The organism is Streptococcus sp. 2106 (assembly GCF_013277315.1).
Lineage (GTDB): Bacteria > Bacillota > Bacilli > Lactobacillales > Streptococcaceae > Streptococcus > Streptococcus pseudopneumoniae.
Map to the genome: position 1 here is coordinate 1 of NZ_VMMS01000047.1, position 13,686 is coordinate 13,686.

At 36.7% G+C, this 13,686-nt stretch carries 10 protein-coding genes and 2 pseudogenes; 2 read left to right on the forward strand and 10 right to left on the reverse strand.

The window, feature by feature from the left end; all coding sequences use genetic code 11:
* The 9 genes and pseudogenes from HT723_RS05680 to HT723_RS05725 form a co-directional block, all read right to left on the reverse strand.
* On the reverse strand, nucleotides 1-2,987 hold a 2,987-nt coding region (locus tag HT723_RS05680; protein ID WP_172934819.1), incomplete at its 3' end, for a PspC-related protein choline-binding protein 1.
* 149 nt (nucleotides 2,988-3,136) lie between these two features.
* Complete coding sequence (locus HT723_RS05685) at nucleotides 3,137-3,688, reverse strand: GNAT family N-acetyltransferase (protein ID WP_172934820.1); 552 nt, start codon at nucleotides 3,686-3,688, stop codon at nucleotides 3,137-3,139.
* 349 nt (nucleotides 3,689-4,037) lie between these two features.
* Nucleotides 4,038-4,862, reverse strand: a complete 825-nt coding sequence (gene nadE, locus HT723_RS05690; RefSeq protein WP_172934821.1) for an ammonia-dependent NAD(+) synthetase — start codon at nucleotides 4,860-4,862, stop codon at nucleotides 4,038-4,040.
* Nucleotides 4,859-6,319, reverse strand: coding sequence for a nicotinate phosphoribosyltransferase (locus HT723_RS05695; RefSeq protein ID WP_172934822.1), 1,461 nt, complete (start codon nucleotides 6,317-6,319; stop codon nucleotides 4,859-4,861). Before HT723_RS05695 ends, nadE begins: the two co-directional genes overlap by 4 nt.
* Nucleotides 6,320-6,434: 115 nt before the next feature.
* Complete coding sequence (locus HT723_RS05700; protein ID WP_138024115.1) at nucleotides 6,435-6,923, reverse strand: DUF6773 family protein; 489 nt, start codon at nucleotides 6,921-6,923, stop codon at nucleotides 6,435-6,437.
* Nucleotides 6,913-7,122 carry a helix-turn-helix transcriptional regulator gene (locus tag HT723_RS05705; protein ID WP_001812672.1) on the reverse strand — a complete coding sequence of 70 codons (210 nt, stop codon included), beginning with the start codon at nucleotides 7,120-7,122 and terminating at the stop codon, nucleotides 6,913-6,915. Before HT723_RS05705 ends, HT723_RS05700 begins: the two co-directional genes overlap by 11 nt.
* A gap of 385 nt (nucleotides 7,123-7,507) precedes the next feature.
* A pseudogene (locus HT723_RS11560) lies at nucleotides 7,508-8,229 on the reverse strand (hypothetical protein).
* A 15-nt stretch (nucleotides 8,230-8,244) separates the two neighbouring features.
* Nucleotides 8,245-9,126: pseudogene (locus HT723_RS05720) on the reverse strand (ABC transporter ATP-binding protein).
* 338 nt (nucleotides 9,127-9,464) lie between these two features.
* Entirely contained in the window at nucleotides 9,465-10,751 is a 1,287-nt protein-coding gene (locus HT723_RS05725) for a U32 family peptidase (RefSeq protein WP_054392801.1), read from the reverse strand.
* 217 nt (nucleotides 10,752-10,968) lie between these two features.
* Here HT723_RS05725 and HT723_RS11295 point away from each other — a divergent pair, with 217 nt between their 5' ends.
* Nucleotides 10,969-11,196, forward strand: coding sequence for a hypothetical protein (locus HT723_RS11295; protein WP_101514779.1), 228 nt, complete (start codon nucleotides 10,969-10,971; stop codon nucleotides 11,194-11,196).
* A 43-nt stretch (nucleotides 11,197-11,239) separates the two neighbouring features.
* A complete protein-coding gene (locus tag HT723_RS05730; protein WP_166731598.1) occupies nucleotides 11,240-12,355 on the forward strand; it encodes a DNA cytosine methyltransferase in 1,116 nt (371 codons plus the stop codon).
* Nucleotides 12,356-12,384: 29 nt separating this feature from the next.
* Here the strand turns inward: HT723_RS05730 and HT723_RS05735 are convergent, their stop codons facing one another.
* Nucleotides 12,385-13,596: an MspI family type II restriction endonuclease gene (locus HT723_RS05735; protein WP_023941642.1), complete on the reverse strand. Its 1,212-nt coding sequence runs from the start codon at nucleotides 13,594-13,596 to the stop codon at nucleotides 12,385-12,387.
* Nucleotides 13,597-13,686 lie beyond the last annotated feature (90 nt).

A 13,686-nucleotide genomic window follows, 5' to 3' on the forward strand; every position in this document is an offset into this window, starting at 1 on the left:
CCTGTTGCCATGGAACCATCAGTATTATAAAAATACCACATACCATTTTCTTGTTTCCAACCTGTTGTTGGAGCAACTGGTTTAGCTAATTCTACTGCTGCGTTTGTTCCTTGGTTAGATGTAACAGATACAGGATACGAAGGAATAGATGATTGCTCAGGAACAACAACTTTTTCAGGTTCTCTCGTCCCTCTCCTTATACGTCTTTTTACCATCTCTTTAGTAATTTGACGAGAAGTAGTTTCTTCAATTGTTCCATCACGTTCATCTACAGTATAGATTGTAGTAAGCGTAATTTCACCAATTTCTCCTGCTTCTTCTATTTCTTGACCTTTATCAAGAGTTGAGTCATCGAGATATTCTGTTTCGATTGGAATTTCTTGGACAAGAACTTGGGGCTTGGTTCCTTTTTTAACAACTCTTGTTTGAGAGTCTTCTTTTTGACTTAAAGTACTCTCAGTTACTTGTCCACTCTTTCCATCTACATCATAAGTTATCGTTGTAACTGTTTTCCCATTCTTTCCTAGAGTAATCTCTTGCTCCTGTCCTGCAGAAAGGTCATTGTCTGCTTCATATTTAGTAGCAAATGGAACAAGAACTTCTTCAACCTTGCTCTTAGCTGGAACTTTGATAACTGTATCCGTGGCTTCTTTTCTATCAACAGTAACCGTTTCGCTAACCTTACCAGTCTCTGGATTAACATCGTAGGTCGTCGTTGTGGTTACATAGCCATCCTCTCCGTCAACCATCTCAATAGAAGCTCCTCGGTCTCTACTTTCATCTTTTTCATAACGGATGACACTTGTAGGCAGAACTTCACGCTCAACCTTGCTTTTGGCTGGAACTTTGATAACTGTATCCGTGGCTTCTTTTCTATCAACAGTAACCGTTTCGCTAACCTTACCAGTCTCTGGATTAACATCGTAGGTCGTCGTTGTGGTTACATAGCCATCCTCTCCGTCAATTGTAACAGGATTTTCATTACGGTCTCTAGTTTCATCTTTTTCAAAACGGATAACACTTGTAGGCAGAACTTCACGCTCAACCTTGCTTTTGGCTGGAACTTTGATAACTGTATCCGTAGCTTCTTTTCTATCAACAGTAACCTTTTCGCTAACCTTACCAGTCTCTGGATTAACATCGTAGGTCGTCGTCGTGGTTACATAGCCATCCTCTCCGTCAATTGTAACAGGATTTTCATTACGGTCTCTAGTTTCATCTTTTTCAAAACGGATAACACTTGTAGGCAGAACTTCACGCTCAACCTTACTTTTAGCTGGAACTTTAATAACTGTATCCGTGGCTTCTTTTTTCTCTACGGTAACCTTTTCGGTAACCTTACCAGTCTCTGAATCAACATCGTAGGTCCTTGTCGTGATTACATAGCCATCCTCTCCGTCAATTGTAACAGGATTTTCACTACGGTCTCTAGTTTCATCTTTTTCAAAACGGATATTTGTACTTTTTTCGGCGATGCGTTTTTCTACCTTATCTTTAGCTGGAACTTTTACAACAGTAGGTGTAGGCTGAGTTAGTATTTTTTCAGTTGTTTCTAGTTCGGAGACTTCTCCAGTATTTGTATCTAATTTGTATGTTGTAGTGATTTCCTTAGTTCCATTTTCTCCAGGTATAGTTTCAGGGTTACTTCCTCTTGGATGTTCTAAATCTTTTTCGAACTTAACTTCTTTTGATTCAATATCTCCAACACGAACAGTAGGTTTAGTTCCGACTTTTATGATTTTCTTTTCCATAGGAGTTGTTACTTTTTCTGTAGAAGTATCCTCTACTGCTTTACCATTTTCAATTCTGTAAGTAGTAGTAATAGTTCTGATACCTAGTTTACCTTGACGATTTGGATCATCTACTTTTTTCCCTTTTTCTAACGTGGGGTCCGCCTCGTATTCTGCTTCTATTGGAATATCTTTATGCTCAATCTTATCTTTAGCAGGGACTTTTACAACAGTAGGAGTAGGCTGAGTTAGTATTTTTTCGGTTGTTTCTAGTTCTGAGACTTCTCCGGTATTTGTATCTAGTTTGTATGTTGTAGTGATTTCTTTAGTTCCTTTTTCTCCAGGTATAGTCTCAGGGTTACTTCCTTTTTGATGTTCTAAATCTTTTACGAACTTAACTTCTTCTGAATAAAAATCTTTAACACGAACAGTAGGTTTAGTACCAATTGTTATCACTTCAGTTTTAGGTTCTGTTCTTTTTTCTATTGGTGTATTAGGAGTAGGTGTACCATTAATAGGGGATACACTATATGAAGTAGTTGTAACTATTTTTCCATTTTCTCCTGGAGTTTTTACTTTTCGTGTTCTAACTTCAAGATTATCATCGTTCTCATATATTTTTTTATGATTAATCGTAGTTTCTTGAATTTTATCTTGAGCTCCGACTTTATAGACGATGTCTTGCGCTTTTTTCTCAATAGTAGTTGTGTTTTCTTTAACCGTAACCTCTCCAGTATTTTCGTTTAAAGAATAGGTAGTGGTAATTTTCTTAATACCATCCTCCCCATCACTTTCTGTTAAAACATTACTTCCAACAGGGCGAGTGGCATCTTTTATATATCTAATAAGAGAGCTAATCGTTTCGGTAACTACAGTAGGCTTTGTTCCCACTTTGATAACTTCTGTTTGAGGTTGAAGAATAACAACGTCAGATTTCTCGCTGACCAACTGTAAAGTTGTAGATGAATATGTTTTTACGGTAGCTTTTATTCCTTTTTTACCAGGTGTTTTTGTTTCTTTCGTTCCTTTAGGAAGATTGTCATCTCTTTCGTATATTGTTTCATAGGGGATATCTTTTCGGTTATCTTGGGTTTCAAAATTATCATCCAATTCACTTGTCACATCTGCCCCATCAGCATGAACAAAACTTGTATTCAGGACTCCTCCTAAAAATAAAGTTAGCCCGATTATCACAGAACCAAAAATCTTTCCGAGTTTACGTAATGCATAGCGCTTATTGGTATTAGATTTTGCCATTACATCCTCCTTCTAAAAATTACTACTTCTAGTATAGCATCTTTTTTGGCAAATGTTAAACAATATGTTTCATACATCAAATAAACTTAGAATGCCATTTATTATATTTACAATAAATAGTTGACTTCGATAGAAACAGAAAATAGAATTCAACATTCTTCCCTACTTATCTGATAATAAATAAGATCCGCAAGATAGCCTTTTCTCTCTACACCATTAACAATCGTTTGTAGATAGGACATTCCAGCCTTCTCCATGACACGACCTGAAGCTGGGTTGAGACTGGCATATCGAGCTTTGACTTTTTGAAATCCTACTTGAGTAAAACAAAAGTCCAAGACAGCTTTTAAGGCCTCTGTCATAAGACCACGACCCCAATAGTTTTTTCCTAAAATATAGCCAATTTCACAAGAAGAATTGTTCTCATCTATTGCAACGATGCTGATATCTCCTATCACTTGCTCTGGGTTTTCTTTGAGACAAATAGCCCATTTGTAATAGTTGGGATTAGTATAGGAAGCAACCCAGTTACGAATCGAATTTCGAGTCACCACGACATCAGGATGGGGATCCCAGGTAACATAGGTCAGATTCTCAGCGGATGAAGCCCAATTTTGAAACATAGCTTCTGCATCACTCTCCACAAATCTTCTTAAAATCAAACGTTCTGTCTGGAATATTTGCGTACCAATAGATTTCATGATACTACCTCACTTCCTTATTTCTATGCTCGTAGTAAAAAGGCTCAACTCAGTAACAGCTAGAAAACGAGTTTGTCTTCTAATTTCTTGACGCAGTCGCTGCCTGGTTTGAAATGCGCTCTAGCAAGCTTTTTCAAACCTAGTCATCGTTGCAGGGGTAAGACGATGAAATCGAACTCTTCGAGTTACCGAATCTGCCTCATTTTCTTATTTCTAAACTCGGGGTTCAAGATCCCCCAGACCTACTCTCACTTTTTTATTTCAAGGTGAGAGGCTGAAAACCTCCACTGGAGGTTTTTCTTGCTTTTTAATTTCAGGGCAAGAAGCTAAAAAGGTCCCCCGGACCTTTTCACTCCCAAAAGTCATCAAATACGGTGATGGGTAGGTGGCGTTTATGTTGGCCTTTATGCCACCAGTTTTCGATTCTTGCTTGAGCTTCTGAGCTGATTGTTTTGCCTTCTAGGTAGTCGTCAATCTCTTCATAAGTAACTCCAAGGGCTACTTCGTCAGCTAGGCCTGGTTTGTCTTCTTCTAGGTCTGCCGTTGGGATTTTTTCATAAAGGGCTGGGTCTGCACCAAGTTCCTGCAAGAGTTGTTTTCCTTGGCGTTTATTGAGGCGGTAAAGAGGGAGAATATCCGCACCACCATCACCAAACTTGGTAAAGAAACCTGTGATATTTTCCGCGGCGTGGTCTGTCCCAATGACCGCTCCACTATGGGCACCCGCAAGGGCATATTGGGCAATCATACGACTACGAGCCTTGATATTGCCCTTGTTAAAATCTGAAACAGGACTACCTGTCGCTTCAACAGCAGCTGTCATAGCGTCAGCTGATTCCTTAATATTGACGACTAAACTGACATCTGGCTGGATGAAGTCTAGGGCTTTTTGAGCGTCTGCTTCATCGGCTTGTACTCCATAAGGCAGGCGGACAGCGATAAATTTGTAGCTGTCGTCTCCCGTTTCTGCTCGCAGTTCTTCCATAGCTAGTTGAGCCAAACGACCTGCTAAGGTTGAGTCTTGTCCTCCAGAAATCCCTAGCACAAAGGTTTTAAGGAAGGGATGTTTTTTCAGGTATCTCTTTAAGAAATCAATGGAACGACGGATTTCTTCTTGGACATCAATCACTGGTTTCACGCCCAGTTCTTGGATAATCGTTTCTTGCAAACTCATTCTTCTTCTCCTTCACCAAGGGCTTCCTTACGCATTTTGTCTATCAAGTCCATCTTGTCTTGCCATACATCACGCGCCAAATCCACTGGATAATGCTGCGGATTGAGCACACGCTTGTACTCATCCCAAAGCTTGTCAAATTCCTTACGAGCATAAGCCTGAATCTCAGTTAAACTAGGCAGGTTGTAAATCAATTTCCCGTCTTTGAAGATATCCACCAAGAGAGGAACAGCGTCAAAATTACGAACGGTCTTCTTGATGTAGGTATAAGTCGGATGGAACATCTTGATTTCTGTCATACTGGCAACATCTACGCCGTCATAAGTGATGTAATCACCCTCTGACTTGCCTTTTTCACGACTGGTAATGCGCCACACCTGCTTCTTACCTGGCGTAGACACTTTTTCCGCATTATTAGACAGCTTAATCGTATTGCGCATGTTCCCATTTTCATCTTCGATCGCAACAATCTTGTAAACTGCACCAAGAGCTGGCTGGTCATAGGCTGTAATTAGCTTGGTACCCACACCCCAGACATCAATCTTGGCCTTTTGCATCTTGAGGTTGAGGATAGTATTTTCATCTAGGTCATTTGAAGCATAAATCTTAGCTTCTGTAAAGCCAGCCTCGTCCAATTGCTGACGGACTTTCTTGGAAATGTAGGCAATATCCCCAGAGTCAATCCGCACACCCATAAAGTTAATCTGGTCACCCAGCTCACGCGCCACCTGAATAGCAGCTGGCACACCGATGCGAAGGGTGTCATAGGTATCCACAAGAAAGACACAATTTTTGTGGGTCGCAGCATAAGCCTTGAAGGCCTTATAGTCGTTACCATAAACCTGTACCAAGGCATGGGCATGGGTCCCCAAGACAGGAATGTCAAAGAGTTTACCAGCACGCACGTTACTAGTTCCATTGGCACCACCAATCACCGCTGCGCGTGTTCCCCAGATAGCCGCATCCATCTCTTGCGCCCGACGTGTCCCAAACTCCATCAAGGGTTCATCTTCGATGACCGAACGAATACGAGCTGCCTTAGTCGCCACCAAGGTCTGGTAGTTAACGATGTTCAAAAGAGCTGTTTCGACCAACTGACATTGGGCTAGAGGGCCTTCCACCTGCACAATAGGCTCATTAGCAAAAACCAAGTCCCCTTCTTGGGCAGAACGAACGGCCAACTCCAACTTGAAATTGCGGAGATAGTCCAAGAACACCCCATGATAACCAAGCGACTCCAAATAGGCGATATCACTATCTGAAAAACGTAAGTCTTCAAGATAGTTCACAATTCTTTCCAAACCTGCAAAAACCGCATAGCCATTTTTAAAAGGCTGCTGACGGAAATAAACCTCAAAGACCGCCTTTTTATTGTGAATCCCTTGGTCAAAGTAAACCTGCATCATGTTGATCTGGTACAAGTCCGTGTGCAATGTCAAACTATCATCTGGATACATACTTTTCCTACTTCCTTAGCTAGAAACCCATGAAAATTTTCAAGAACTTTCATGTATTCCAATAAATTAGTACTATTATATCACATTTTAGCTGGATTGAGAAAAGAGTAACAAGCTATTCACCACTCTCCAGTTCATCCATATCTTGTTCAAATTTTTTCTGCGCCCATTCGCCATAGCTCTTCAGACCAAGATTGCCAATAAAGACCCATGGAAGGTAAATGACATAAGTAATGACCCAAGCAGATAGGTATTTAACGTTCAAAGGATTGTGCTGATAAATTTCTATGTTGAATTGATAATTCTGCAACATCAAAAGAGCCGTAATAGCCAAGGTTAGGAAAAAACAACCCAAAATCGTAAAATGAAAACGACTATAGTAGGTCACTCCCAGATAACGGGCACGATTGAAAAAGTAAAATGTCCCTATGATGATAACGATTAGCAGCATATTAGAATTAAAAAGGCTTGGTGCTAATACTGAAATGATATAAGATAGGAGCGACAAAGCGATGCAGATATAGAAACTTTCAGAGCCCGCTTTATTGAACAGTTGTTCTTCTCTTTCGTCTAGTAATTGATAATAATAAAATCTATTTTTCATCTTCTTCCTCCCAAAATAGTTGGTCTAGGGTTTTCCCTAAACATCTGCAAATAGACTGGCAGAGCGAGAGACTGGGATTGTATTTTCCCGCCTCTATCAAACCAATAGTCTGGCGTGTCACCCCGACAGCCTCTGCCAATTGACCTTGAGTTAAATCAAGCTCTACCCGAGCTAATTTTAATTTTAAATTTTTAGCCACCTTCGTCCTCCTTATAGTTTTAATACTCATCTACTCTTAAAAAATCCAAAACCAACACAAGCTATCAGCTATTTATTATAACCCCATTAATTTGCACTCCAGTATTATCTTCAGCCGAAAATCAGTATTTTAGGTTGTTTGAAATAAACTTCCTAGTTTACTCTTTTATTTTTATTTAGTATTAGCTTTAGTAGGATCTTTTAAACGAGTTTTTATTGCTTATATTTCTTGTTTAGTTTAGTTGGTTTCATATCACTATTATATAATGCTTTTGGAAATGAGCCTAGTATAAGTCAAAAACGTGTTGAATAGTGAAATCAGGAGCATACCAAGATGACTGATTTTTTTATTGTATTTTAGGTATGCAAAATAATACTAAATGAAACTAAAATGAATACTTCTTGCTTTTCTTGAGAGTGAAAAAGTACAATAAAATGATTGTAGTGATTACCACAAGATACTGACTAATAGACATCGTATTTGAAGCCACAAATACAGGTAAAGAATAAAAAGGAAGAAGTTCAATTGCTTTGATAAACAAATCATTACTAGTATTCATCATCATCGTATTTAATATATTAGGGATAAAGAGTAGTAAAGCTACTAAAATACCAAGCCACTTTTCAATTTGTATAAATAGAAAATGTAAGATAATAGAAAATAAAATAGGACTAACAAAATTGTATTGACTACAATAGCTACTATAAAATCTAATCCTAAAGCACCTGGAACACCCAATTTACTTACGATGACTAGTAGCACAATGCCATTCAAAGCATAAATAATGGAAACTGAGATGGCATCTAGAAAATTAGACAAGACGTAAATCATCCGATTTTTCTGTTGATTATAAAACAAACTTACCGTATTGTGGGAAAAATCTCTACTAATGACTCGATTAGCATGTATAACAGCCATTAACATACTGGGCATAGCATAAAAGTTTGAAATATGCTTAATACCTAGCGATGTCCCTTGAGTCTTTAGAATAAAGAATGTAGCCAATATCGGCGGTATAAACGAGATAAGCAAACCGAGATATATTACGCCTGATGAATATAAATTTCTTATATTTCCCTTAAGAAAATTCAATTTATTTAATTTCATGATGATAACCTTCCTTTATTTTGAACGATTTAGATAAATATCTTTAAGCGTCTCTTTTTTAGTTTCAAAATCAACTACTTTAATAGAGTTTTCGTTAAAAAATTTAAAAAGCTCACTACTTTGAATATTTCCAGACATCGTAATTCTCAGTCCCTCTTCCTCCCAAATTCTTATTTGGTAATGAAAATGTCTCTATCTGTAGCTGATGAAAAAGCTATCTCAAACAAGCAATTATGACTATCTTTTCCTACTTTTTGAAATGTCAAAAGCCCGTTCTCCAAGAAAAGAACCCTCTCACAAATTTCTTCAATCTCTTCTAATTTATGACTCGATATTAAAATTCCCACATTTTCATGTAAAGCTAAATTTTTTAGAACCGCTAAAACTATTTGTGATGATTCAATATCTAAACCATTAGTCGGTTCATCTAAAATCAATATATCAGGTTCCGTAACGAGAGTTAGAAGCAAAGCTAATTTTTGTTTTGTACCCAAAGAATAGGTCTTTACTTTTTTATTAATAGACTGAGTCAAATCTAACTCTTGGATCAAACTTCTAAATCTTTCTTGATTGTAGTCAACACCATATAAATTTGACAAATATTTTAAATTCTCTAAACCTGTTTTAGATAAAAATAATTTTGGTTCTTCGATTAAATACCCAACATTATCACTACTTATAATATTCCCTGAAGTCGGTTGGTTATTCTGAACAAGAATTTTCATCAACGTACTCTTACCAACTCCATTTCTCCCTACTAGACCAACAATTTCACCCTTATTAAGTACGAAATTTATATCTTTGAGAATGATTGAATGACCATAATGCTTACTTACATTTATAACTTCCATTTTTTATTCCTCCATTAATATTCTTGGTTTTCTCTTTGATTCTCATTAATTTTAAAAAGTTGCGCCTCTTTTTAACAACATTATATCATATATCTAACTTAATGCAATATATAAATGTCATTTTGTAAGATTTTACTAGCAAAAAAACTCTCTACCACAAAAAGATAGAGAGTTTTTAGTTTAAATATATAATTTCAAAATATCGACGGCATCGCTTCTTTGTTTAATTTGATAGGCTTTGGATACCTAAGCTCCGACTTTATCACTTAAAAAATAAAAAAGGACAGCTAATCCCTTGCGCATCAAGGGATTTCGCCATTCTTTAATCTCGTTTAAGTGTTGTATATGGAGCTTTGCATAATTTTTTAACACTAAACAACTACATTAAGCTCGAACTGTGACACTGGTTCCATCTTCCTTATAAAGATTGATGAGACCCTCTTTAAGAGCTCGAACCATGTCTCCAGCTTGAACAGGTTGTGGGACTTTGATTGTCAAGAGTTCCATTGGATTTGGAGCGCGATCGATTTTATTGCCTTTGGCATCGTGAAGATCCTCAATATAGGTTTCAAAATGACGGAAACCTGGGCCATAAAACTCAACTTGGTCGCCTTCGTTAATAACGTTCCGTTGACGAATAGTTGCTGTTTGTGTCACATCATCATAAGAAACCACTTCAGCGACAAATTTATACTCAGGAATTTTACGACGAGCACCAAATAACTGCTCATTTTCAGATGGTGTACCATAATAAAAACCTGTTGCTAATTCACGTTGGGCAACCTTCCACATCTCATCGACCAAGTCTTGTTTGATAGCTTCAAACTTTTCAGGACTTTCAAGATATGCATCCACAGCCGCCTTGTAGCAGTTGGTTACTGTTGATACGTAGTGAATAGACTTCATACGTCCTTCGATTTTTAGACTGTCCACACCATTTTCAATCATATCTGGGATATGGTCAATCATGGACATATCAACGGCTGACATTGAAAATTCTTCTGGAATCTCACCCTTCAAACTATTACGTTCTTTCCCAAATGGCATATCGTAAAGGTCGTATTTCCAACGGCAGGACTGAGAACATCCACCACGGTTGGCATCACGCATACTCATGTGGTTTGAAAGAGTACAACGACCAGAGTATGAAATACACATAGCTCCATGGACAAATGCTTCAATCTCAACATCTGTACGTTTGCGAATTTCAGCTAATTCTTCCATCGAAACCTCACGCGCCAAAACGACACGAGTCAAGCCCAGTTCTTTCCAAAATTCAAGTGTTTCATAGTTAGTGGCACTTGCTTGGGTAGAGAGGTGAATTTCAAGACCTGGTGCTTCTGTCGCTGCAATCATAATCAAGGCTGGGTCAGACACGATAACTGCTGCAATCCCGATATCACGCAGTTTACGGAACCACTCACCAGCACCAGCTTCATTTCCTTCGTGCATAACCATATTAGCCGCTACATAGACCTTGGCACCATACTTGGCCGCAAACTGGACACCTTCTTCCATTTGTTCAAAGGTAAAGTTACCTGCACGGCTACGAAGACCATAGGCCTGACCACCGATAAAGACAGCATCTGCCCCATACTGAACAGCTACCTTTAGCTTCTCCAAAGTCCCTGCAGGTGATAAAACCTCAGGACGTTTTAATGTTTTTGTCATGTTTTCTCCTATTTGCAATATAAAAGTTTGACGTATTTCCTTCTCATTTTTATAGTAAATAAGGGATAAAATCAAGCCTAGACAGATTGTTTTGACAATTCTAATCTTTTAATACTCTTCGAAAATCTCTTCAAACCACGTCAGCTTCCATCTGCAACCTCAAAACACTGTTTTGAGCAACCTGCGGCTATCTTCCTAATTTGCTCTTTGATTTTCATTGAGTATAAATACAAACTATTATCCACTCGAACAATTAAGAGATTTAAAATTAAAAGTGTTGATTGATATTTTTGAAACCGAATTTGATTATAAATTCGAAATCAAAAAAATGGAAGAATCTTTAGCGATTGTTCATAATTTGTCCCCATTTGATGAGTTTGAAAAATTATCAATAAATAATACGGACGAATATATGAAAAAAAACATTTTTTTATCAAAAATATGATATAATGGTTTTATATTACGAATAAGGAAGTAGGGAAGAAAATATGCAGGGTGGCACACGCAAGGGAGCGGGAAGAAAACCAGTTTCTGATAAAAAACAGATGAAAAATATTTATCTAACTCAGAGTGAGATTGATGTAATTGATTCACTTGAGCTTGATGACTGTAAGAATTTTAGTCAAAAATGCTCCGAGCTAATTAAAATAGGAATAGACACACAAATGAACACTAAAAAGAAAACTACTTCAAATGATTCAATAAAGTTTATCGACTTATTCGCAGGTATTGGTGGAATCCGTAAAGGATTTGAGGATAAGAACACAGAATGTGTTTTTAGTTCCGAATGGGATAGGTATGCTTCTAAAACTTATGAAGAGAATTATGGCGAAAAACCATATGGGGATATTACTCAAATCAATGAGAAAGATATTCCAGACCATGACATTCTTTTAGCAGGTTTTCCATGTCAGCCATTTAGCCATATTGGTAAGCGTGAAGGTTTTACTCATGAAACCCAAGGAACTTTGTTCTTTGATGTACTTCGTATCTTAAAAGAGAAAAAACCAAAAGCTTTCTTACTTGAGAATGTAAAAGGGCTTGTAACTCACGACAAAGGGAATACTTTAAAAGTCATTATGAGAGCGTTAAAAGAAGAATTAGGCTACTCAATTTTCTATGAAATTCTTGATGCTCAACGTTTTGGTTTACCACAAAGAAGGGAACGTATTATCATTGTAGGTTTCCATCCAGATATAAAAGTAGATAACTTTGAATTTCCTAAAGGAAGCGATAAAAAAGTCCCAGTAGGTTCTATTTTAGAAGATAATCCAACTGGGTACAAAATTTCAAAACATCTGCAAGATACATATCTTTTTAAAAAAGATGATGGCAGACCTCAAATTATTGATAAAACTAGCGAAATTCAGGTAAATACACTTGTTGCAAGCTATCACAAAATTCAGCGTTTGACAGGAACGTTTGTAAAAGGTGGAGAAACTGGGTTGAGACTTTATAGTGAACTAGAATGTAAGCGACTAATGGGATTTCCAGATGATTTCAAAGTACCAGTTTCAAGAACTCAAATGTATAGACAATTTGGTAACTCAGTAGCTGTACCAGTAATTAAAGCTGTCGCTGATAAAATGAAAGTATACCTTTAATCAAAAAATAGCATATCATATTTGAACTGCTACTTTTTATTATTCGTAAAACCTTTGATTTGTACTTTTTGACCTCGTTTTTTACTAGGGTATGTCCATTTAAACGGAGTTCCAAACTGTCCTTTAGATGAATATTTCTTAATATATTCATCAACATACAAATCCCTTAAAATAACCTCAAATTTTTTAGTATACAGCATTATATCAGCAACTTGAATAGAATTGTTAACTAATGGACTATTGACCCCAAACATAAAGAAGTTAACTAATTCTTTATTGTATTTATGAATTTCATCAACTAATGTGTTATAGGCAACTTCATTATTTTCTTTCAAACCTTTAGCACTACCATATGCTTGAAATTCTTTGAGTGAATTAGCCAATGACGAAGAAGAATCGAGATTAAGGGCAAGAATAATATCATCTACAGCTCCCTCATGGACTGTTACGGTATCCGCAGAAGTATTTTTTACACTAATATTTTTAGTTATTTCTTTTTGTTCAGTAGTAATCGTAAAAGATACATCTGTTTTTGGATAACCACGATTACTTAATTTAGGTATTGAATTAGTTGCCACAATATCTAAAACAGTATCTTGTTCACTAACACCAGAAACTTTTAAGATTTGACTAAACCAATTATAAGTGGAAGATTTAATTGTTTGGCTATGTTTTGCGTGATTATTCCATAGAAGGATATTGTTTTTGTCAGTCAGTAAGTCAACTATACTATCCTCAGCATTGTTTCCCAAAATATTAGCACTAATCCCTTGAGATAGATTTTCGGAAGCATGATTTAGTACAAAGTCTTTTAATTCAGAAAAAGTTAGTACATCATCTAAGAAAGATACATAAGTTTCGCTATGTATCTTATTTGAATAGTCGTTTTTATTTTTTATTTCTTTTTCGGTAATAGAATCTGGTACAACAACAAAGATTCTTGTGACATTCTTATCAACTAACTTGATGTTTTGAGCAAAAAATTCATTCCCATAGATTCTATCAGTTCGAATCGAGCTAGTCGGTTTAACTAACCAAGTTTCATTATCAAAGTCATTGAAAGTAATTGCATAATCCATTTTAAATTGTTTTTCACAATTTTCATATCCAACTGAATAACCTTTTTTTACAGATACATTCAATTTGGGAATCTTTTGGATTTTTTGAAGCAATTCAGACAAAGTTAAATTTGAAGCAGAACCAGATAAAGATTTTTGCTGATTATCAACGTTAAAACTCATAATATTTTTACTCCATATTAGAAAAAAGAAGCTCATTTTAGAGCTTCTTTGGAAACGCTTTGGAGACAATCCAAATATATTTATCTCATT

Bases quoted from the DNA above. Each gene is read 5' to 3' on its own strand.
- HT723_RS05700 (WP_138024115.1), bottom strand. From the start codon at position 6,923: ATGAAAAATAGATTTTATTATTATCAATTACTAGACGAAAGAGAAGAA.
- HT723_RS05735 (WP_023941642.1), bottom strand. From the start codon at position 13,596: ATGAGTTTTAACGTTGATAATCAGCAAAAATCTTTATCTGGTTCTGCT.
- HT723_RS05695 (WP_172934822.1), bottom strand. From the start codon at position 6,319: ATGTATCCAGATGATAGTTTGACATTGCACACGGACTTGTACCAGATC.
- HT723_RS05725 (WP_054392801.1), bottom strand. From the start codon at position 10,751: ATGACAAAAACATTAAAACGTCCTGAGGTTTTATCACCTGCAGGGACT.
- nadE (WP_172934821.1), bottom strand. From the start codon at position 4,862: ATGAGTTTGCAAGAAACGATTATCCAAGAACTGGGCGTGAAACCAGTG.
- HT723_RS05685 (WP_172934820.1), bottom strand. From the start codon at position 3,688: ATGAAATCTATTGGTACGCAAATATTCCAGACAGAACGTTTGATTTTA.
- HT723_RS05730 (WP_166731598.1), top strand. From the start codon at position 11,240: ATGCAGGGTGGCACACGCAAGGGAGCGGGAAGAAAACCAGTTTCTGAT.